At 69.2% G+C, this 19,517-nt stretch carries 19 protein-coding genes and 1 pseudogene; 8 read left to right on the plus strand and 12 right to left on the minus strand.

All coding sequences use genetic code 11. The annotated features are described in order from the left end of the window. The first annotated feature begins 72 nt into the window (after window positions 1-72). The 3 genes from ABZW96_RS20685 to ABZW96_RS20695 all read left to right on the plus strand — a co-directional run bounded on the left by ABZW96_RS20685 (window position 73) and on the right by ABZW96_RS20695 (window position 2,589). Window positions 73-1,269: a Rieske 2Fe-2S domain-containing protein gene (locus ABZW96_RS20685; protein WP_355076805.1), complete on the plus strand. Its 1,197-nt coding sequence runs from the start codon at window positions 73-75 to the stop codon at window positions 1,267-1,269. Next, window positions 1,269-1,601 (plus strand): hypothetical protein, encoded by a 333-nt coding sequence (locus tag ABZW96_RS20690; RefSeq protein ID WP_355076806.1) that lies wholly within the window; start codon window positions 1,269-1,271, stop codon window positions 1,599-1,601. Before ABZW96_RS20685 ends, ABZW96_RS20690 begins: the two co-directional genes overlap by 1 nt. Window positions 1,602-1,770: 169 nt before the next feature. Then, a complete protein-coding gene (locus ABZW96_RS20695; RefSeq protein ID WP_355076808.1) occupies window positions 1,771-2,589 on the plus strand; it encodes an MBL fold metallo-hydrolase in 819 nt (272 codons plus the stop codon). A gap of 6 nt (window positions 2,590-2,595) precedes the next feature. Here the strand turns inward: ABZW96_RS20695 and ABZW96_RS20700 are convergent, their stop codons facing one another. Continuing rightward, a complete protein-coding gene (locus tag ABZW96_RS20700; protein WP_355076809.1) occupies window positions 2,596-3,006 on the minus strand; it encodes a cupin domain-containing protein in 411 nt (136 codons plus the stop codon). 7 nt (window positions 3,007-3,013) lie between these two features. Beyond that, entirely contained in the window at window positions 3,014-4,087 is a 1,074-nt protein-coding gene (locus ABZW96_RS20705) for a saccharopine dehydrogenase NADP-binding domain-containing protein (protein ID WP_355076810.1), read from the minus strand. A gap of 96 nt (window positions 4,088-4,183) precedes the next feature. Here ABZW96_RS20705 and ABZW96_RS20710 point away from each other — a divergent pair, with 96 nt between their 5' ends. Continuing rightward, complete coding sequence (locus ABZW96_RS20710; protein ID WP_355076812.1) at window positions 4,184-5,101, plus strand: AraC family transcriptional regulator; 918 nt, start codon at window positions 4,184-4,186, stop codon at window positions 5,099-5,101. Between the two features lie 135 nt (window positions 5,102-5,236). On the opposite strand, the gene ABZW96_RS20715 is transcribed toward ABZW96_RS20710, so the two are convergent. The 4 genes and pseudogenes from ABZW96_RS20715 to ABZW96_RS20730 form a co-directional block, all read right to left on the minus strand. Beyond that, on the minus strand, window positions 5,237-5,989 hold the full coding sequence (locus ABZW96_RS20715) for a DUF427 domain-containing protein (RefSeq protein WP_355076813.1): 753 nt from the start codon (window positions 5,987-5,989) through the stop codon (window positions 5,237-5,239). 93 nt (window positions 5,990-6,082) lie between these two features. Further along, window positions 6,083-7,323 (minus strand): annotated as a pseudogene (locus ABZW96_RS20720) (MFS transporter). Beyond that, the gene (locus ABZW96_RS20725; protein WP_355076815.1) at window positions 7,320-7,793 is read right to left on the minus strand and encodes a MarR family transcriptional regulator; all 474 of its coding nucleotides are present in this window, start codon (window positions 7,791-7,793) and stop codon (window positions 7,320-7,322) included. Before ABZW96_RS20725 ends, ABZW96_RS20720 begins: the two are co-directional and overlap by 4 nt. A gap of 113 nt (window positions 7,794-7,906) precedes the next feature. Further along, window positions 7,907-8,395, minus strand: a complete 489-nt coding sequence (locus ABZW96_RS20730) for a cupin domain-containing protein (RefSeq protein ID WP_355076817.1) — start codon at window positions 8,393-8,395, stop codon at window positions 7,907-7,909. A 77-nt stretch (window positions 8,396-8,472) separates the two neighbouring features. Here ABZW96_RS20730 and ABZW96_RS20735 point away from each other — a divergent pair, with 77 nt between their 5' ends. Beyond that, window positions 8,473-9,066, plus strand: coding sequence for a TetR family transcriptional regulator (locus ABZW96_RS20735; RefSeq protein WP_355076819.1), 594 nt, complete (start codon window positions 8,473-8,475; stop codon window positions 9,064-9,066). Window positions 9,067-9,075: 9 nt separating this feature from the next. Here ABZW96_RS20735 and ABZW96_RS20740 read toward each other — a convergent pair whose 3' ends face one another. The 6 genes from ABZW96_RS20740 to ABZW96_RS20765 all read right to left on the minus strand — a co-directional run bounded on the left by ABZW96_RS20740 (window position 9,076) and on the right by ABZW96_RS20765 (window position 16,413). After that, window positions 9,076-10,473, minus strand: coding sequence for an FAD-binding oxidoreductase (locus tag ABZW96_RS20740; RefSeq protein ID WP_355076821.1), 1,398 nt, complete (start codon window positions 10,471-10,473; stop codon window positions 9,076-9,078). 215 nt (window positions 10,474-10,688) lie between these two features. After that, the gene (locus ABZW96_RS20745; protein WP_355076822.1) at window positions 10,689-11,744 is read right to left on the minus strand and encodes an acyl-CoA dehydrogenase family protein; all 1,056 of its coding nucleotides are present in this window, start codon (window positions 11,742-11,744) and stop codon (window positions 10,689-10,691) included. A gap of 61 nt (window positions 11,745-11,805) precedes the next feature. After that, window positions 11,806-12,822, minus strand: coding sequence for an acyl-CoA dehydrogenase family protein (locus tag ABZW96_RS20750; RefSeq protein WP_355076824.1), 1,017 nt, complete (start codon window positions 12,820-12,822; stop codon window positions 11,806-11,808). After that, window positions 12,819-13,961 (minus strand): acyl-CoA dehydrogenase family protein, encoded by a 1,143-nt coding sequence (locus ABZW96_RS20755; RefSeq protein ID WP_355076826.1) that lies wholly within the window; start codon window positions 13,959-13,961, stop codon window positions 12,819-12,821. Before ABZW96_RS20755 ends, ABZW96_RS20750 begins: the two co-directional genes overlap by 4 nt. After that, the gene (locus tag ABZW96_RS20760; protein ID WP_355076828.1) at window positions 13,961-14,866 is read right to left on the minus strand and encodes an enoyl-CoA hydratase; all 906 of its coding nucleotides are present in this window, start codon (window positions 14,864-14,866) and stop codon (window positions 13,961-13,963) included. Before ABZW96_RS20760 ends, ABZW96_RS20755 begins: the two co-directional genes overlap by 1 nt. Further along, window positions 14,866-16,413 carry a FadD3 family acyl-CoA ligase gene (locus ABZW96_RS20765; RefSeq protein WP_355076829.1) on the minus strand — a complete coding sequence of 516 codons (1,548 nt, stop codon included), beginning with the start codon at window positions 16,411-16,413 and terminating at the stop codon, window positions 14,866-14,868. Before ABZW96_RS20765 ends, ABZW96_RS20760 begins: the two co-directional genes overlap by 1 nt. Before the next feature lie 75 nt (window positions 16,414-16,488). On the opposite strand from ABZW96_RS20765, the gene ABZW96_RS20770 reads away from it, so the two are divergent. The 3 genes from ABZW96_RS20770 (at window position 16,489) to ABZW96_RS20780 (ending at window position 19,473) form a co-directional block, all read left to right on the plus strand. Then, the gene (locus ABZW96_RS20770; RefSeq protein ID WP_355076830.1) at window positions 16,489-17,706 is read left to right on the plus strand and encodes an acyl-CoA dehydrogenase family protein; all 1,218 of its coding nucleotides are present in this window, start codon (window positions 16,489-16,491) and stop codon (window positions 17,704-17,706) included. Beyond that, window positions 17,703-18,500, plus strand: a complete 798-nt coding sequence (locus ABZW96_RS20775) for an SDR family oxidoreductase (RefSeq protein ID WP_355076832.1) — start codon at window positions 17,703-17,705, stop codon at window positions 18,498-18,500. The genes ABZW96_RS20770 and ABZW96_RS20775 overlap by 4 nt, the downstream gene beginning before the upstream one ends. A gap of 199 nt (window positions 18,501-18,699) precedes the next feature. Continuing rightward, window positions 18,700-19,473, plus strand: coding sequence for a hypothetical protein (locus tag ABZW96_RS20780; protein ID WP_355076833.1), 774 nt, complete (start codon window positions 18,700-18,702; stop codon window positions 19,471-19,473). Window positions 19,474-19,517: the final 44 nt, after the last annotated feature.

Consider the following 19,517-nt stretch of genomic DNA (forward strand, 5'->3'; position numbering starts at 1 on the left):
GTGAGGTGAATCGCTGGCGTCGAGGACGCCAGTTTTGTAACGTGTTCTAGTACAGATGGAGGAGGAATCGCGATGGCAGGTACCCCACAGGGCGGCGCGAAGGTCCGGGAGCTGGATGTCGGCACCGCACCGACCCGCTATGCGCGGGGATGGCATTGCCTGGGTCTGGCCAAGACGTTCCGCGACGGCAAGCCGCACGCGGTGAACGTTTTCGGCACCAAGCTCGTCGTCTGGGCCGACAGCAGTGGTGAACTGCGGGTGCTCGACGCCTACTGCAGGCACATGGGCGGCGACCTGAGCATGGGTGAGGTCAAGGGCGACGACATCGCCTGTCCGTTCCACGACTGGCGCTGGTCGGGGACCAATGGCAAGTGCACCGCGATTCCGTACGCGCGGCGGGTGCCGCCGCTGGCGCGCACCAGGAAGTGGACCACGCTGGAGCGCAACGGCCAGCTGTTCGTCTGGCACGACCACGAGGGCAGCCAGCCGCCGCCCGAGGTCACGATCCCGCACATCAAGGGCCCCTACACCGACGCCGACGGCAACCCCAGCGAGCAACTCGACAGCGGGTGGACCGACTGGACCTGGAATTCGATGCTGATCGAGGGCGCCAACTGCCGCGAGATCATCGACAACGTGGTCGACATGGCCCACTTCTTCTACATCCATTTCGCCTTCCCGACGTACTTCAAGAACGTCTTCGAGGGTCACATCGCCACCCAGTTCCTGGAGACCAAGGGCAGGCCGGACATCGGCATGGCCTCCAAATACGGCGGTGACACGCTGCTGAAGTCCGAGGCCTCGTACTTCGGGCCCTCGTACATGATCAACCCGCTGATCAACATCTACAGCGGTTACGAGGTCAAAAGCGTCCTGATCAACTGCCACTACCCGGTCACGCAGGACTCCTTCGTCCTGCAATGGGGCATCACGCTGGAGAAGCCCAAGGGCGTCGAGGGCGAGATGGCGACCAAGCTGGCCGAGAAGATGACCGAGGGCATCAGCGTCGGCTTCCTGCAGGACGTCGAGATCTGGAAGCACAAGTCCAAGGTCGAGAACCCGCTGCTGTGCGAGGAGGACGGGCCGGTCTACCAGCTGCGTCGCTGGTACGACCAGTTCTACGTCGACCTGGCCGACGTCACCGAGAAGATGACCCAGCGCTTCGAGTTCGAGGTGGACACCACCAAAGCGAACGAGGCGTGGGAAGCCGAGGTCGCCGAGAACCTACGGCGCAAGCGCGAGTCCGAGGAAGCCGAGGCGAGCGTCTGATGGCGGCCACCTGGGCGAAGGCACCCGATTTCGCCGATCAGCCCGCTCGGCGAGCCGAAGTGCGCGCCCAGACGGTGGTCGACAAGCAGCGGTATCTGGAGGACGGCCTGACACCCCTGCGGTGCCGGGCCTGCCAAAGTCATGTGCTGGTGCGCAAGAGCAGCAACCACCAGACGTCGGTGCAGTGGACCGGCAACCCGGCCGAGCACTGCCCGGTTTTCGCCGCACTGAGCGCGACCGGTCACGGGCCGGGTCGCCCGGACTCGTGTCCGGATCTCGAGCGCACCATCGCCTGGGCCGTGGACGAGGGCGTGCTCGAAATTCCTGAGTGATCAGGCTGTTCGGGATCGGCGGGCGGCGATCGATTCGCCCGCCGATTACCGCGGCGGTGACCGCGCTGTCGCGGCCGAGTCGTGCTCCGACTACGTTGACGGGAACAAAAGAGACCTTCGTGCCGAAACGGATCAGTCCGATTCGGCGCCGCAGGAGGGAGTTTCCGCGATGCTGGTGCGGCATCTGGACTGCGCGACCATGTGCCCGGTCGGCGGACGAGCGCTGCTCGGCAGCGGTGGTCTGCTGACCGGCGGGTTGGTCGGCCATTGCCTGCTCGTCGAGTCCGATGACGGGCTGGTGCTGGTGGACACGGGCTTCGGCATGGCCGACGTGCTCGACCGGGGCAGGCTCGGTTTCGGTACCTCGCGGTTGCTGCGTCCCCGGTTGCGCCCGGAACTCACCGCGCTGCACCAAATCCGCGGGCTCGGCTATCGGCGCGAGGACGTCCGGCACATCGTGCTCACCCATCTCGATCTCGATCACGCGGGCGGGCTGTCCGACTTCCCCGACGCCACTGTGCATGTCTTCGCCGACGAACTCGACGCGGCGACCCAGCGCCCCACCCTCGGGGAGAAGATGCGGTATCAGCCGCGCCAGTGGGAACACGGCCCCCGCTGGCTGGCCCACGAGACCGGCCCGGACACCTGGTTCGGCTTCACCGCCGTCCCGGTGCTCGAGGACATCATGCTGATCCCGCTGGTCGGCCACACGCGCGGGCACAGCGGCGTCGCGGTCCGGCAGAGCGACGGATGGTTGCTGCACTGCGGCGACGCCTATTTCCACCACCGGCAGCTGGCGGCGGGGAAGGCGCGTCCCCCGGTCGGCCTCGGCGTGTTCGAGGTGTTCGCGAGCACGCTCGGACGAGAGCGGGTGGAGAACCTGGAACGGCTGCGCACGCTGCACACCGACCACGGCGAGCGGGTGCGAATGTTCTGCGCGCACGATCCGCACGAGCTCGAACGATTCGCCGCCGTGCCGGTGCGCTGAGCCGGGTCAGTCCAGCCGGAAATCCGCGAAGTCGAATCCCGGCGCGACGATGCAGCTGACCAGCACGTATTCCGCAGTCGCCGGCCGCGCCGACTGGCTGACCCCGCCCGGCACCACCGCTTGGAGCGCCTGACCGTGCTCCAGGTCGGGGCCGAGGATCACCTCCTCGCCGCCGATCTCCAGCGCCAGCGGTCCGCCACGGTGCCAGAGCCACAGCTCGTCGGAGCGCACCGTGTGCGGGGCGGACCGCTCGCCCGGCAGCAGCAGGAAATGGATCGCGGTGGCGGCGGCGCGCGGGCCCGGATAACCCTCCGGTGTGAATTCCACCGGGCTGCGCCAGGTTTGGCGGTACCAGCCGCCTTCGGGATGCGGCGCGAGATCGAGGGCGACAGCGAGCGGCGGTCGATTGTCGGTCATCGTTCGACTATGCCCGATCCTTCGCCGACGCTCGGCTTCCCTCGATACGCCAGGTGATACCGAAAGGCGCCAGCGCGTCCAGGAAATCGGCGGGGTCGAACGCCTCCGCCGGCGCGAGGGCGCCGGGCGCCGCGGCTCCGCCGGCCAAGCGGACCGCCGACTCCACCGCCATCAACGCCGAATCGCGGTAGGAGTCGACGCCGCTGAGCACGCCGCGGACCTGCCGCCCGTCCGCGCCGAACGCGTCGACGACGAGGTCGTAGCGCAGGTCCGCGCCGGGCGCGTCGGGCAGCGTGTCGATCAGTTCGGCGGTGAACCCGCTGAGTGTGTCGAGGATCGAGGTGGCGAGGACGCCCTCGACGTAGGAGACGTCCGAGTGCCGCGGGATGGTCAGGACCGGGGGCTGCGGGAATTTGGCAACGGTGGTCGGCTCGGTGTCACCGGGGAAGGTCATCTTCTCGCGGCGCGCCGTCGCGCCGGTGCGCAGTTCGCCGTCGGCGTAGTGCCAGCCGCCGCCGCGGAACCAATCCAAACTGGCGAGCACCGTCTTCGCGCTGCCTTTGGAACCATTGCCGCCGCTCTTGCTCAGATGGCTCAACACCACCTCGGCCGGCCCGGGCACCCGGCGCGTGATGAGGTGTGCCAGCAGGTCGCCGGGGAGGTTGCTGTCGGTGACGCCGGAGACCACGGTGACGCCGGCCGCCGCCGCGCGCGGTCCGAACTCGTCGAGCACGCGCTTCAGGAACAGCTGCTCGCCGGACATGTCGGTGTAGTGCGCACCCGCGTCGATCGCGGCGGCCAGCACCGCCGAGCCGTGCTCGACATAGGCGGGCAAGCTGCTGATCACCACATCCGCTCCGGTGAACGCGGTGACCAGAGCCGTGTGGTCGGACAGGCCGGCTACCCGGATGTCGGCTGCGGGCAGGTCCGCGGCATCGGCAGCGGCTCGGACGCGATCGGCGTCGCGGCCCACCAGGATCGGGGCGAGGCCGCGGCGGCGCAGTTCGGCGAGCAGGTAGCCGCCGGTGTGTCCGGTCGCGCCGTAGACGGCGATGGTGGCGGTGGTTTCGGTCGATGTCATGAACAGAAAGCTATTGGCTTCTCATGAGCCGGACAATGCGTAGAGCGCTCGATAATTTGTCCGAAACACTCAACTTCAGAGTGCTACGGTGAATGAGTGGATATTCTCAGCGAGACCATCGCGGCCATCCGCACCGGCAGTCCCACCTCCGGCCTGTTCATCCGGCACGCTCCGTGGGGTCGGCGGTACCCGGTAGTGCCGGGCGCGGGTTTCCACGTGGTCTTGCAGGGCTCTTGCTGGGTGGTGCCGCCGGACGGCGAACCCATTGCACTCGGCGTGGGGGACGTGCTGTTCATGCCGCGCGGGGCCGACCACGACTTGGTGGACAGTCTGGACACCCCGGTCACGGAGACCGCGCAGCCCGGTGAGCCACGGGAGATCGTAGGGCCGGGCGTGCGGACCGCCTTGCTGTGCGGCGCTTATGAACTCGGCCGCAGCCGCACCCATCCGATCCTCGACGAGTTGCCCGAGTTCATCCATCTGCCCGCGCGTCCGGGGCGACATCCCGCGCTGCGCGGCGCGGTCGACCTGCTGGCCGCGGAGATCGCCGAGCCCCGTCCGGGCAGCGACGCGGCCGTGCCCGCGATCCTCGAGACGTTGCTGCTGTTCATCCTGCGGGCCTGGTTCGACGAGCAGTCCGACCTGTGCTCCTCGGGCTGGGCGGGCGCCTTCGCCGATCCCGCGGTCGCGGCGGCGCTGCGCGCGGTGCACGAGGAACCGGCCCGCGCCTGGACCGTCGCCGACCTCGGTGACATCGCGGGCGTCTCTCGCGCCACCCTCGCGCGTCGCTTCCTCGCGACGGTCGGCGAACCGCCCCTGGCTTACGTGACCCGCTGGCGCATGCTGACCGCCGCTCGTCTGCTCCGGGACACCGACAGCAGTCTCGGCGCGGTGGCCCGCCGGGTCGGATACGCCTCGGAGTTCGCCTTCGCGAAGGCCTTCAAACGCGGATACGGCGTGGCGCCGGGCCAATACCGCCGTGCGGCCGACAGTCCGCCATTGGTCGCGGTCTGACCGGGCCGCCGCATATCGCTCGACCGGACCGGCAAGTGCGCGCGGCGCGAGGACTGATCCCTGCCAGCGCCGTATGACGTGATGACCGAGGGGAACGACGCCGAAAGGGGCGAGACTCGCGGGCTGTCGCCGAACTCAGCTGAACGGCGAGCGCGGCCTTTCCTGGAGTTCCCCGTCGACGTAGATGTCGACCTTCTCGTTGTAGAAGCAGACCAGCCCGGCGACCTTCTGGCTCTCCGGAAGCGGCGTGCGGTAGCCCCACACATAGTCGGGATACTCGTTGCCGCCGACGCGGACGGTCCAGTAGTCGGCGGTGCCCTTGTACGGGCAGCTGGTGTGGGTGGCCGACGGAAACAGCAGATCCATGCGGACGTCCGTCATCGGCAGGTAGTACCGCGCGGGCAGACCCGTTTCGAAGAGAATGCGCGGCCCGTGCGAGTCGGCCACGGTGACCCCGTCGATCTCCACCCGCACATGCCGGGAGCTGGCCAGGATGTCGACGCGCGAGTACGGGTTGCGCGGGTGGACGTAGATCGGTTCGTCCTCCTCGAACCACTCGTCCATCGCGCCCCACTCCAAGCGAACCAGCTCGCGCAATTCGGTCAGCGGCGAGTCGTGGTAGCGCAGCGCCGCCCCGCCCGCTGTGGTGCCGTCGACCATGAGGTCGTAGACCGTCGCGTCGCCGCGGCTGGTGGAGTGCTGGGTCTGCCCGTTCGGTTCGAGCTTGGCGCGCAGGTCGGTGACGGGCAGATAGTAGGTCGGATAGTGCGGGTTCTCCCAGACCAGCACCGGCCGCGCGCTGTCGGCCACCAAGTGCCCGCCCAGATAGACGCGCACACGCTTCTGGCTGGTCTCGACGCTGACGCGCCCCCGCTTCGCTTCGGTCATATCTCCTGACCGTACTCCTCGCACCGGCCCGCGCCAGGGTGCGGAAACGGCGAAGGCAGCCACGCTGGCGGCTGCCTTCGGTGCGCGCGGGGATCAGTCGTCGCCGACCGTGATGGCCTGGGCTTCCTCGACGCTGTGCGGTGCGGGATCGTGGTCGTCGAGGTGGGCCAAGGCGGCGCGCCCGGCGAGCAGGACGACGACCGCGGCGGCGGTGCACGCCGCGCCCACCCAGAACGGCAGCGAGATGCTGTGCTCGCCGAGCTTGCCCGCGAGGTAGGGCGCAGCGGCGCCGCCCGCGAAGCGGACGAAGCTGTAGGCCGCCGAGGCGGTGGACCGCTCCACCGGCGCGGAGATCATCACGGCCTCGGTGATCAGCGTGTTGTTCACGCCGAGGAACAGGCCTGCCAGCACGGTGCCGACGATCAGCACCGGCTTGTGCTCGGCGAACACGGCCATCATCGCCAGGTCGGCGGCGAACAGGCCCAGGGAGAGTCCCATCATCGGCAGCGAACCGAACCGGCGCTGCAACCGGGGAGCGAGGAAGACCGACGCGATCGCCAGCAGTACACCCCAGCCGCAGAAGATGAAGCCGATCGCATAGGTGCCCATATCCAGCGGGAACGGGGTGTAGGCGAGCAGGGTGAAGAAGCCGAAGTTGTACAGCAGGGCGGTGATGCTCACGATCAGCAGCCCCCGGTAGCGCAAGGCGCGGAACGGCGCGGCGATCGAGGTGTGATGCGTCGGCTTGGGCCCTTCCGGCAGCAGGACGACGATGCTCACCAGCGCGATGGCCATCAGCACCGATACGCCGAGAACGGTCCGCGCCAGCTGATTCCGCCGAGCACGCCGCCGACCAGCGGACCGGTCGCGATGCCGATGCCGAGCGCCGCCTCGTAGAGGATGATCGCGCGGGCAACGCCGCCGCTGGCCGCGCCGACGATGGTGGCCAGCGCCGTGGCGATGAACAGCGCGTTGCCCAGGCCCCAGCCCGCGCGGAAACCGACGATCTGCGCCACCGTATTCGACATGCCGGCCAGCGCCGCGAACACGATGATGATCGTCAACCCCGCCAGCAGCGTCTTCTTCGCGCCGAAGCGACTGGACACCACGCCGGTGACCAGCATGGCCACGCCGGTCACCAGCATGTAGCTGGTGAACAGCAGCGACACCTGGGACGGGGACGCGTTCAGTTGCTCGCCGATCGGTTTGAGAATGGGATCGACGAGGCCGATGCCCATGAACGCGATCACGCTCGCGAACGCGACCGCCCAGACGGCTTTCGGTTGCTTGGTGTTGTCCGCGACCGGGGCGCGGGTGGGAGCCAAAGTGCTCATCGGTGTTCCCTCGAGATCGGATCGTGCTGTCGCGTAGCCGTTTTCAGGGCCTCCAGCAGGTCGTGCAGTTCGGTGTCCAGCCGGGCCAGTCGCTCGGTGTCGAAGCCGGGCAGGTGTTCGCCGATCGCGGTGGCGAATGCGCGGCGGAACTCGGCCAGCCGGGTCCGCCCGGCCGGGGTGAGTTCGACGATCACGGCCCGGAAGTCCTCCGGGTCCTTGCGCCGGGTCGCGTAGCCTTCCGCGACCAGCTTGCCGATCAGCGCCGTTGCCGCCGGCTGTGAACATCGGTCGATTCTGGCGAATTCGCTGACGCGCAGCGCGCCGTGTTCGTCGAGCACCGCCAGCGCCCGCAACATGGCCCGCGGCAGGTCGTCGCCGCTGATCACCCCGGCCAGCCGAGTGAGCCTGCCCGCGGTGACGAGAAGGTCGACGACGATGTCATCCGCTACGTTCACCTGAGCTTGCCGCACGAGAAATATTATTACATAGGCTAACTATCTATCTGCGGTGAAGTCGGCCACATGAGGTGGATCCCGACGGGACGGCGGGTTCCGCCGGGTTGCCCAAGTCGGCGGTGAGGGAGTCAATCGACTTGTCCGGCAACGGGACTCGCCGATTCTTCGTAGTGGATGTCATATGCCGCCGCGATGGGATTGATCTTCACCGGATCCAGCACGCCCTCGGTCAGCACCGATGCTCCGGCTTCGAAAAGGTCCTCCAGATAGCACTCCCAGCCGCCGGGCGAGGAGATCTGCAGCACTCGTGGCGGCGGCTGCGATCCGCAGCGCAGGGCATGCGGCACGCCGTGTGGCAGCAACACGAACATGCCTTCCGTCGCGGAAAGGGTTCGGTCGTCGAACTCGACGTCGAGCGTTCCTTCGAGCACGTAGACACATTCGTCCGCGACGTGGTGTGTGTGCCGGGGAATATCGCGCGCGAGGGTCACTTCCAGCAGGGAGAACCTGCCCTCGGTGTCGGCGGTGGTGGCCTTCACCGCGAACGCGGGCGGCAGCGGCACTCGGCCGGGCCGTGCCTCGCCGGGGGTCAGAACGCGGAAACGATTGTGGGACATGAAGTGCTACCCTTCGAAGCGATGAAACGGAATCGGAATCCGATTCCGTTTGAAGCGTAAGCACGGAGGGATCGTCAGTGTCAAGGCCACCATCGGCCCGCAAGCAGCGCGCCGACGCCACGCTCAACCGCGCCCGCATCGTGTCCGTGGCGCGCACGCTGTTCGCCGAGCACGGCAGTGCCGTGCCACTGACCGAGATCGCGCGCGCCGCCGGAGTCGGCGTCGGAACCGTCTACCGTCATTTCCCCACCCATGCCGACCTCATCGAGGCCGCGGCCGAGCAGCGCTTCGCCGAGATCGAGGAGTTCGCCCGCACCGAATGCCTGCGCGCCGAGCCCGGCGAGGGGCTCGCACGCTACCTGCTTCATGTCGGCGAGGTGCTGGCGGCCGACCGGGGCTTGTCGGCGGCGATCGAGACGGCGCGGCAGTCGGCGGGCAGCGAGCCGAGGGGCGAATCCCGCGGCAGGCTCGAGGACGTGATCGGCGAGCTCGTCGAGCGGGACCGAGCCGCGGGAACATTGCGCGACGACTGCACGGTGGCGGACGTCTACATGATCGTCGGCGCGTTGTCCGCCACCATCGGCAGCGGCAGCGGTGATTGGCGCAGGCTCGTGCGGATCGTTCTGCACGGCCTGCGCCCCGATGCGGCCCGTAGACGCTCGGACGAGTGAACTCGAAGGTCAGCCCGGGGCTATGTTGGCGTTGCGGTGGAAGACGTTGCCCGGGTCGTAGTCGGCTTTGATGTGCGCCAGCTTCGCGTATTTCGTGCGTCCGTACGATTCGCGAACCCGGGCATGGTCCGGGTCGGCCATGAAATTGACATACCCGCCCTGGTTGGAAGCCAATGGACGCAGCGCATCCCACGTCGTGCGCACCCATTCCCGGTCCAGCGCGAGCGTCTCGGTGTCGGGAGTGATCGCGGTGATGTTGCACTCGTAATGCGAACGGCGCGTGCCGCCGAATGCCGTGTCGTCCTCACCGACAGTGCTGAACGTGCCGCTGAGCGGGAAGATCGGCATGAACGACAGCGGCGCGGTTTTCCTGGCCGCGTTCGCGATCAGTACCGCGATGGCGTCGTTGGAGAAATCGTCGAGGTCGAGCGCCTTCTCGTAGCCGTACAGGCCCCACGGCGCCGCCGCGTCGAGCATCCGCTGCAATCCGGCATACGGCATCGGGGTGCGGAATTCGAACAGCGGCGGCAGGGCGTTCCGGATCGGCGCCACCGCGGCGGCATGCTCCTCGGCCGTGCCGAAACCGGCGACGATCAGGGCATGGCCCGCGTGACCGTGGTATCGCTCCGGAACGAAAGGCGCGGGCGGCGCCGACATCGCCAGCGCGATCAACGCTCCCGACCGGCGCGGCAGAGTGGGGATGAACTCACGGATCAGGCGGAGTGCGTCGGTGCCGTCCGGCATGTCCCAGAAGAGCAAGCCGAGGTGAATTTCCGGCCCGACGTGATGCAGGCGGTACTCGAATTCGGTGACCACTCCGAAATTTCCGCCGCCGCCGCGCAATGCCCAGAACAATTCCGCGTTCTCGGTCTCCGACGCCCGTACCACCTGGCCGTCGGCGAGCACCACCTGCGCCGAGACGAGGTTGTCGATGGCCAGCCCCGCCATGCGGGTCAGCCAGCCCATGCCGCCGCCGAGGGTGAGGCCGCCGACGCCGGTATCGCTGATCACTCCGCCGGTCACCGCCAACCCGTACTTCTGGGTCGCGGCGTCCATGTCCGCCATCGTCGCTCCGCCGCCGACTCGGGCCCGCTCGGCTTCCGGATTCACCACGACGCCCTTGAGGGCGCTCAGGTTGATCATCAGGCCGCCTTCGCCGACCGCGGTCCCACTGTAGGAGTGGCCGCCGCCGCGAACGGATATCTCCAGCCCCCGGTCCCGGCCGAAGGCCAACGCCGCGGCCACGTCACGCGGCGACAGGCACTGGGCGATCACGGCGGGGTGCCGGTCTATGTCCCCGTTCCAGATGGCGCGGGCCCGGTCGTACCCGGTATCCGCTGGGCCGTACACCGGCCCGTCCATGGTGGACCGTAATGCTTCGAGATCGGAATGCACTGTTTGCGTCATGGCATCCTCCCGGCTGGTGGGCCCCGACGACTTTTGGGAGGCGAGCCGGCATATCGACTCGCTACGGCACCGATTCCGACCTGCGGTGCCACTCGAAAACGCATCCCCCGGCATGCGCGTGTGGCGCTTGTCACATCTTAGTGCATCGAAACCACGCCGGACAGCCTATCGAGGAAGGGCGCGCCGCCGACCAGGTCGGCGCGCCCTGACCCGGCTCAGGCGGGTTGCGTCATCGGGCGGTGCGCGGCCCCGAACAGCTGCGCGTCCGCGTGGGCGCGCTTGAAGAACAGATGCACGTCGTGTTCCCAGGTGATCGCGATGCCACCGTGCAACTGGACGGTCTCGGCCGCGATGGCGGTGAGTGCCTCCGAGCAGTGCACGCGGGCGACCCAGACGTCCTCGGCGGCCGACGGGCTGTTCGCCGCCACCGCCGCGGTCGCCGCGACGGACGCGGATCGGGCCGATTCCAGCAGCACGTACATGTCCGCCATGCGGTGCTTGAGCGCCTGGAAACTGCCGATCACCCGGCCGAACTGCACGCGGGATTTGGCGTAGTCGACCGTCGTCTCCAGGCAGCGGTCGGCGGCGCCGACCTGCTCCGCGGCCACCGCCGCCCACGCGATCTCGCGCAGCCGGGCGACCGTCCCGGACTGGTCACCCGAGCCGAGCCGTCGCGCGTGCGCGTCGGCGAAACCGACTTCGGCCAGTTTGCGGGTGGGGTCCATGGTGGGCGCGGGCCTGCGGGTGACGCCCGGCGCGGTGGGTTCGATCTCGAACAGACCGGTCGGCGTGACGACGACGAAGGTGTCGGCCGACATACCGTCGAGCACGTAGTGCGCGGTCCCGGTGAGGGCGCCGTCCGTCTCGTGCACACCCGGCTCGTCCCAGCCGCGCTCGTCGGCCCAGCAGACCGCGATCGTGCGCGTGCCCTCCGCCACCTCGGGCAGTAGCCGTGCGCACGCTTCGTCGTCGCCCGAAAGCAGCACCGCCTGTCCACCGAGAACGGCCGAGCCGAGCATCGGAACCCCGGCGAGCGTGCGGCCCAATTCGCCTACCACCAGCAGGGATTCGACCAGGCTCGCACCGAAGCCGCCGTATTCCTCGGGAATCGCCAGCGCCGCGACGCCGATCTGCTCGCACAGCAGCCGCCACAGCGCCGGGTCGTAGCCGAGTTCGGTGTCCATCGCGGCGCGCACCGCCGCGGACCCGGCGTGCTTGGTCAGCAGCGCACGCACCGAGGCGAGGAATTCCTGGTGTTCGGCGGTGCTCATCGGTGTCCTTCCTGCCAGCCCTGCGTGGTTACGCTTCGCTGCCGCCTCCGGGCCTGCCCGCTCATGCGATGCCTCGCTCGGCGCGTTCCTGGTCGGTGTCCGCCCGCAGCGCGTGGGCGATCCGGGCGCGATGCAGGTCCGGTGTGCCCCAGGCCGAACGCAGGGCGGTCACCTTGGTCAGCCACAGCGAGAGGTCGTACTCGGCGGTGTAGCCGATCGCGCCGTGCACCTGGAGCGCGGTGCGGGCCGCGCGGTAGGCGGCGTCGCCGCAGGCGATCACGGCGGCCGAGACGTCGCGACCCCGAGTTGGTCCGGTCATGGTCAGCGCGGCCCGGTAGAGCAGCGGCTCGGCCAGGTCCAGCGCGATGAGCACGTCGGCCAGCTTCTGCTTCACAGCCTGGAACTCGCCGATCGGTTTACCGAATTGCTTGCGCTGCTTGGCGTATTCGGTGGACGCGTGCAGCAGGGCCTTTCCCGCGCCGAGCAGCTGGGCCGCGCAGGCCAGCGCGCCTGTGTCGAAACCGGCGGCCACGGCCGCGGCGACCTGCTCACCCTCGGCGACGGGCTCGGCCGCGGCGACCGTGAACAGGCGGCGGGCGGGATCGACCGATCGCACCAGGCCGCCGCGGTGCCCGAGGGACAGCTGCTCACCGGCCAGCAGGACCACCTCGGCGGTGTCGGCGTCCAGCGCGATACCGCTCGCGAAGGCGACGGTGCCCAGCGCCGCGCCCTCCGCGAAGCCGGGCAGCCAGCGCTCGGCCGGATCACGGTCCGGAAGCGCTTGCAGCAGAGCCGGAATCGCGGCGGCGGTCTCCAGCACCGGTCCCGGCACGGCCGCCCGGCCGATCTCCTGGAACGCCACGACCAGATCGATCGGTTCGGCACCGATGCCGCCGTGCTCCTCCGCCACGGCCAGACCCAGCACACCGGCCTCGGCCAGTTGCCGGATCAACGCGCGACCGGGCCCGCTGTCGCCGGACGCCCACGCGCGCACGGCGGAGGGCGCGCGGCCCGCCTCCAGCAGTTTGCGCAGGCTGGCGGCGAAATCGAGTTGTTCGGGGCTGAGCGCGAATCTCATCGGCTGCTTCCTCTCGGTAGTCCGAGCAGCCGCTCGGCGATGATGTTGCGCTGGATCTCGTTGGTGCCCGCGTAGATCGGTCCCGACAGCGCGAACAGGTATCCGTCCGTCCACGGCCCGGAACGTTCCGCCGCCGGACCGAGCACCTCGAGCGCGGTCTCGTGCATGGCGATGTCCAGCTCGGACCAGAACACCTTCGTGATCGAGGATTCCGCGCCGAGCCTGCCGCCTTCGTTGAGCCGGGTTACCGTGCCGAACGTGTGCAGCCGGTAGGCCTCGCTGCCGATCCAGGCGTCCACCACCGCGTCGCGCTGCGCGGTGTTGTCCTCGTCGCCCGCCTCGCGCCACAGATCGATCAGCCGTCGCGCGGTGGCGCTGAACCGCCCGGGGCTGCGCAGCGAGAGGCCGCGTTCGTTGCTGGAGGTGCTCATCGCCACGCGCCAGCCCTCGCCGGGCGCGCCGATGACGTCGCGGTCGGGCACGAACACGTCGTCGAGGAAGATCTCCGCGAAGCCGGGTTCGCCGTCCAGCTGCGGGATCGGGCGCACCGAGACCCCGTCGGCGGTCAGCGGGAACATCACGTAGGTGAGGCCCTTGTGCCGCTCGGCCTCGGGATCGCTGCGGAACAGCCCGAATGCCCAGTCCGCGAAGGCGGCGCGCGAACTCCACGTCTTCTGGCCGCTCAGCAGCCAGCCGCCGTTGGTGCGCCGGGCGGTCGAGCGGATACCGGCCAGGTCGCTGCCCGCTTCGGGCTCCGACCACGCCTGCGCCCAGATGTCGTCGCCGCGCGCCATCCGCGGCATGATCCGTTCCAGCTGTTCCGTGGTGCCGTGTTCGAAAAGCGTTGGCGCCAGCAGGAATATGCCGTTCTGACTGACCCGCCCCGGCGCGCCCGCCGCGTAGTACTCCTGCTCGAACAGCACCCACTCCAGCAGCGAGGCATCGCGCCCGCCGAACTCCTCTGGCCAGGCCACCACTGACAGCCGTGCGTCGGCGAGGGTGCGCTCCCACGCGCGGTGCGCCTCGAATCCCGCCTTGGTGTCCATGGAGGGCAGCGGTTTCGCGGGTTTGTTCGCGGCCAGGAATTCGCGGACCTCCCGCTGGAATTCCTGGGTCGTCCGATCGAGATCCAGATCCACTAGGTCGTTCCGTTCTGTTCTGCGGTGCTCGCGGAGGCCTTCATCGTCTTGGCGTTCATGCCGCCCAGCGAGTCGGCGCCGACCTCGGCGTTGTGCGCGTGCGCGAAGTGGTGCAGGCCGAAGACCGAATCCATGCCCGAGCGCATGCCCATCAGGTCCTCGGCCTGATTGACCGCTTTCTTGGTCAGCGCGAGACCGAATTGCGGCATGGTGGCGATCTTCTCGGCCAGCGCGAGGGTTTCGGCCTCCAGTTCGGCGCGCGGCACCACCCGGTTGACCATGCCCCACTCCTTGGCCTGCGCGGCCCCGAACCGGTCGCCGGTGAACAGGAACTCCTTGGCCGCGCGCGGACCCATCACCCACGGGTGCGCGAAGTACTCGACGCCCGGAATGCCCATGCGGACGACGGGATCGGAGAAGAACGCGTCGTCGGAGGCGATGATCAGATCGCACACCCAGGCCAGCATGAGCCCGCCCGCGATGCAGGCGCCCTGCACCATGGCGATGGTCGGCTTGGGGATCTCCCGCCAGCGCCTGCACATGCCGAGGTAGACCTCGAGCTCGCGGGCGAAGCGCTGGTCGCCGCCGGCCCGGTCCACGTGGTCCCACCACAGCGCGGCCTTGTTCTGGTACCGCACGTGGTGGTCGCGGCCGGGCGTGCCGATGTCGTGCCCGGCGCTGAAGTGTTTGCCGTTGCCCGCGAGCACGATCACTCCGACCTCGGGGTCCTCCACGGCGCGCTCGAACGCGGCGTCGAGGGCGTAGGTCATCACCGAGTTCTGCGCGTTGCGGTAGTCCGGCCGGTTCAGCGTGACGATCGCGACGCGTCCGCGCCGCTCGTAGGTGACGACCTCACCTTCGTCCGGGATCGCCGGACCCTCGTCCGGGGTTGCCGGTTCCGACATTACGACTTCTCCTCACGTAGTTGACGCTTGAGCACTTTCCCGGCGGCGCTGTAGGGCAGCTGGTCGCGGAACTCGACGAACCGCGGCACTTTGAAATTGGCCAGCACGGTGGTGGCGTGGGCGAGCACCTGGTCCTCGGTGAGGCCCGAGCCGGGCTTGCGCACCACGTACGCCTTGCCCACCTCGCCCATCCTGGTGTCGGGCACGCCGATGACCGCCGACTCCGCGACGCCGTCCAGCCGGGCCAGCGCCTGTTCCACTTCGGCGGGGTAGACGTTGAAGCCGCCGGAGATGTACATGTCCTTGAGCCGGTCGGTGATCGTCAGGTATCCGCGGTCGTCGACCGTGCCGATGTCGCCGGTGTGCAGCCAGCCGTCCTCGTCGATCGTCTCCGCGGTGCTTTCCGGGTCGTCCAGGTATCCGAGCATCACGTTCGGCCCGCGCAGCAGGACCTCGCCCGCCTCGCCGAGGCGCAACTCGAAATCCGCGATCGGCCTGCCGCAGGTGTTCGCGATGGTCTCGGCGTCGTCGTCGACGCGGCACATGGTGCCGAAACCCGCGCTCTCGGACAGGCCGTAGGCGGTGATGACGACGTCGAAGGCCAGTTCCGAGCGCATCCGCTCGATCAGCACCACCGGCACCGTCGCCGCTCCGGTGACGGCCACGCGCAGGGAGCTCAAGTCGAATTCGGCGCGGCGCGGGAAATCCAGGATCGTCTGGTAGATCGTCGGCGGGCCGGGCAGCACGGTGATCCGCTCCGCGCCGATCCGCCGCATCGTCTCCGGTACGTCGAAGGTGACCTGCGGGATGATCGTGGCGCCCGTGACCAGGCAGGCGAGGATGCCCGCCTTGTATCCGAAGTTGTGGAAGAACGGGTTCACCACCAGATACCGGTCGTCGCCCCGCAAGGTGGCGCACTCCGCCCAGGCCCGCACCACCGACAGCGCCTGCCGGTGCGCGACCAGCGTGCCCTTGCTGCGGCCGGTGGTGCCGGAGGTGAACAAGATGTCGGAGATGTCGTCGGGGCGGACCGACTCGGCGCGTTCCTCGGCTTCGGCCACGGTGACCGGCGCGGCGACGGTCGCGAGTTCCGACCAGTCCAGCGCGGCGATGTCGGTGTTCTCCGTGCCGGGTTCGACCGGGATCACCACCACCGTGTCGATGGCCAGGTCGGACGTGCGCAGTTCGGCCAAGCGGTCGCGGCCGAGGAAGGGCCCCGCGATGAACAGGGCCTTCGCGTCCACCCGTCCGAGCACGTCGGCGGCCTCGTCGGCCACGTAGCGGGTGTTCAGCGGCACCAGCGCCGCGCCCGCGTAGTGCGCGGCGAGCGCGGCGATCACCCAGTGGTGGGTATTGGGCGCCCACATGGCCACCCGGTCGCCCGTCCGCACCCCGCGTGCGATGAGCGCCCGTGCCACTTCCTGGACCGCTTCGAGCAACTGGGCCCAGTTCAGCCGCACCTCGCCGTCGGCGATCGCCGGGGCGTCGCCGAAGGTCCGAGCGGCGTGGTGCAGTGCCATCGGTGTCGTCTGTGCAGGGGTTGTCACGGTTGTCCTTACCGTCCGCGAGCGAGTTATGCGTGCACTCTACAAAGCAAGTGCTTGGTAGGTTATCCTACCGGCGTGGGTGCGATCCAGACCTCAGAATCCGACACCGCCGCTCCGGCCGGGCGGTTTTCCGCCGTGCAGGACGAGCGATTCGCCGCCGAAGTGCGCGAGTGGCTGGAGGAGAACCTCAACGGCGAATTCCGCGCGCTGCGCGGCCTCGGCGGTCCCGGCCGCGAACACGAGGCGTTCGACGAACGCCTGGCCTGGGACCGGCACCTGGCCGCGGCCGGGTGGACCTGCCTGGGCTGGCCGAAGGAGTACGGCGGCCGCGAGGCCACGGTGCGCCAGCAGGTCATCTTCCACGAGGAGTACGCCAAGGCGAACGCCCCCGCGCGGGTGTCGCACGTCGGCGAGGAACTGCTCGGCCCGACCTTGCTCGCGTTCGGCACCCAGGCGCAGAAGGACCGCTTCCTGCCCGGCATCCGCAACGTCAGCGAACTGTGGTGCCAGGGTTATTCGGAGCCCGGCGCCGGCTCCGACCTGGCCGCCATCACCACCTCGGCGCACCTGGACGGCGACGAGTGGTCGATCAACGGGCAGAAGATCTGGACGTCGCTGGCTCACGTGGCCGACTGGTGCTTCGTCGTCGCCCGCACCGAGCGCGGGTCCGCCAGGCACAAGGGTCTGTCCTACCTGCTGGTCCCGATGCGGCAGCCGGGGATCGACGTGCGTCCGATCATCCAGCTGACCGGGACCTCGGAATTCAACGAGGTCTTCTTCGACAACGCCCGCACCGCGGCCGACCTGGTGGTCGGCGAGCCGGGCGACGGTTGGCGGATCGCCATGGGCACGCTCACCTTCGAGCGCGGCATCTCCACCTTGGGCCAGCAGATCCGGTTCGCCCGCGAACTGGCCGACATCGAGGCTCTGGCCCGCCGCACCGGCGCGGCCGACGACCCGCTGATCGCCGACCGAATCGACCGCGCCTGGGTCGGGTTGCGCGTGCTGCGCGCGCACGCCATGCGCACGATGGAGGGCGCGGGCGTGGACGACGGCGCGGGCCAGGCCTCGGTGGCGAAACTGCTGTGGGCCAACTGGCATCGCGGGCTGGGGGAGCTGGCGATGGCCGTGCTCGGCGCCCGCGGCCTGGTGGCGGGCGAGAACGATCTCAACGAATGGCAGCGGCTGTATCTGTTCACCCGCGCCGACACCATCTACGGAGGTTCGAACGAAGTGCAGCGCAACATCATCGCCGAGCGGGTGCTCGGCCTGCCGCGCGAGGCCCGCCCGTGACCGGGCCGCTGTCGGTCGCCCCCGCGCCCGTTCCTGGGCACGGCCTGCTGACCGGACGTTCGGCCGTGATCACCGCGGCGGCGGGCACCGGCATCGGCTCGGCCACCGCGCGCAGGTTGCTGGCCGAGGGCGCGGACGTGGTGGTCTCCGACTGGCACGAGCGGCGTCTGGCCGAGACCGCGACCGAGCTGGCCGCCGAGTTCCCGGACCGGCGGGTCGCCTCGATCCCGTGCGACGTGCAGAGCACCGAACAGGTGAACGCGCTGATCCGCGGCGCCGCCGAGGCCGTCGGCCGCATCGACATCATGGTCAACAACGCCGGGCTGGGCGGGGAGACGCCCGTGGTCGACATGACCGACGAGCAGTGGGACCGCGTCCTCGACATCACCCTCAACGGCACCTTCCGCTGCACCAGGGCCGCCCTCGGTTACTTCCGCGACGCGGGCCACGGCGGCGTGATCGTGAACAACGCCAGCGTGCTCGGCTGGCGCGCGCAGTACGGCCAGGCGCACTACGCGGCGGCCAAGGCGGGCGTCATGGCGTTGACCAGGTGCAGCGCAATCGAGGCTGCCGAACTCGGCGTCCGGATCAACGCGGTGGCCCCGAGCATCGCCAGGCACGCCTTCCTGGACAAGGTCAGCTCGACCGAGCTGCTCGACCGGCTGTCGGAGCGCGAGGCGTTCGGCCGCGCGGCCGAGCCCTGGGAGGTCGCCGCCACGATCGCGATGCTGGCCAGTGACTACACCACCTACCTGACCGGCGAAGTGGTTTCGATCAGCAGCCAACGTGCCTGAGCCACGGGCTTTTCGGGCTCGTCCGCTCAGCATGGGGCGGACGAGCACACCCCGGCGACCATCGAGCAGCCGTTCGTCCGCCACGCCCGGAGAGATCTTCCACGCCGTATTGCGATCGCCTTCTCGCATCGCGGCTGCCGGGTGAAATGGGCAGCTGATCAGGTGGAAAAGGACGAGCCGGAGCGCGGCGCGGTGTGCCATGCTGGATGAGATCGGATCAGCGCTCTTCAAGGGGGCGATGGCTATGGGTCGCGATCGCCCACCTGCCCGCGAACAACTGGAACTCGATGTGGTGCGCGAAGTCGTGCTGGCCAGGCGACGGCTCGACAGCCTCGTCCTCTCGGCCCTCACCCTCGGCGCCGAGCTCATCGAGCACACCTCCGAAAGCGCGGTCGCCACGGCCGCCGCGCGGATTCTCGAGCAGCACGCCGTCGACGAGGGAGAGGTCGCCCGCGATCCGCGGGGCGCGCTGCGGGCCGATCTGGCGCGCGATCGCGAGCGTGCCCGGCGCATCGGCCTCAGCGCCGACAGTACGGAGAGCGAGCAGGAGCAGCGCAGGCAGCGCCAGACGGACTTGCTGTGCGAGGTGCGCGCCGACTTGCTCGCGGTGGTCGCGAAATGCCGGAAATTCCGTTTCGACCAGGTGACCTTCTCGGACGAGATCGCGCAGGGCCTGTGCGCTGCCACCGACAAACTGGTGATCGGGGCCGACATGGACACCTACCACGCCTGGCAGCGCGGCATGGTGCTCAAGCTGAGCGAGGAGCCGGTGCGCGGCGGCCCGCCACGGGTGATGGCCACGGTGGACGCCGGTCCCGATCGCGGTCAGCTCACCGTGGAGTGGGACAGCTGCGAACGTCGTCTCGCGCTCGTCGCCCGGATGGCGCGCGCGGGCGTCTCGCCGGTGATCATCTGCGATCGCCTGCTCGCCGATCTCTCGGTGTCCTCGCCGCTGCGCTATTCGGCCCGTTGAACGGGGCCGCTGTACCAAGCAAATGCTTGGTTGTATGATGGCCG

It is taken from the genome of Nocardia sp. NPDC004168, from assembly GCF_040610355.1.
GTDB classification, from domain to species: Bacteria; Actinomycetota; Actinomycetes; order Mycobacteriales; family Mycobacteriaceae; genus Nocardia; species Nocardia sichangensis.

What these genes read in the sequence shown, in the direction of transcription:
- ABZW96_RS20685 (WP_355076805.1), top strand. Translation starts at nt 73, where the DNA reads ATGGCAGGTACCCCACAGGGCGGCGCGAAGGTCCGGGAGCTGGATGTC.
- ABZW96_RS20690 (WP_355076806.1), top strand. Translation starts at nt 1,269, where the DNA reads ATGGCGGCCACCTGGGCGAAGGCACCCGATTTCGCCGATCAGCCCGCT.
- ABZW96_RS20695 (WP_355076808.1), top strand. Translation starts at nt 1,771, where the DNA reads ATGCTGGTGCGGCATCTGGACTGCGCGACCATGTGCCCGGTCGGCGGA.
- ABZW96_RS20700 (WP_355076809.1), bottom strand. Translation starts at nt 3,006, where the DNA reads ATGACCGACAATCGACCGCCGCTCGCTGTCGCCCTCGATCTCGCGCCG.
- ABZW96_RS20705 (WP_355076810.1), bottom strand. Translation starts at nt 4,087, where the DNA reads ATGACATCGACCGAAACCACCGCCACCATCGCCGTCTACGGCGCGACC.
- ABZW96_RS20715 (WP_355076813.1), bottom strand. Translation starts at nt 5,989, where the DNA reads ATGACCGAAGCGAAGCGGGGGCGCGTCAGCGTCGAGACCAGCCAGAAG.
- ABZW96_RS20730 (WP_355076817.1), bottom strand. Translation starts at nt 8,395, where the DNA reads ATGTCCCACAATCGTTTCCGCGTTCTGACCCCCGGCGAGGCACGGCCC.
- ABZW96_RS20740 (WP_355076821.1), bottom strand. Translation starts at nt 10,473, where the DNA reads ATGACGCAAACAGTGCATTCCGATCTCGAAGCATTACGGTCCACCATG.
- ABZW96_RS20745 (WP_355076822.1), bottom strand. Translation starts at nt 11,744, where the DNA reads ATGAGCACCGCCGAACACCAGGAATTCCTCGCCTCGGTGCGTGCGCTG.
- ABZW96_RS20750 (WP_355076824.1), bottom strand. Translation starts at nt 12,822, where the DNA reads ATGAGATTCGCGCTCAGCCCCGAACAACTCGATTTCGCCGCCAGCCTG.
- ABZW96_RS20760 (WP_355076828.1), bottom strand. Translation starts at nt 14,866, where the DNA reads ATGTCGGAACCGGCAACCCCGGACGAGGGTCCGGCGATCCCGGACGAA.
- ABZW96_RS20780 (WP_355076833.1), top strand. Translation starts at nt 18,700, where the DNA reads ATGCTGGATGAGATCGGATCAGCGCTCTTCAAGGGGGCGATGGCTATG.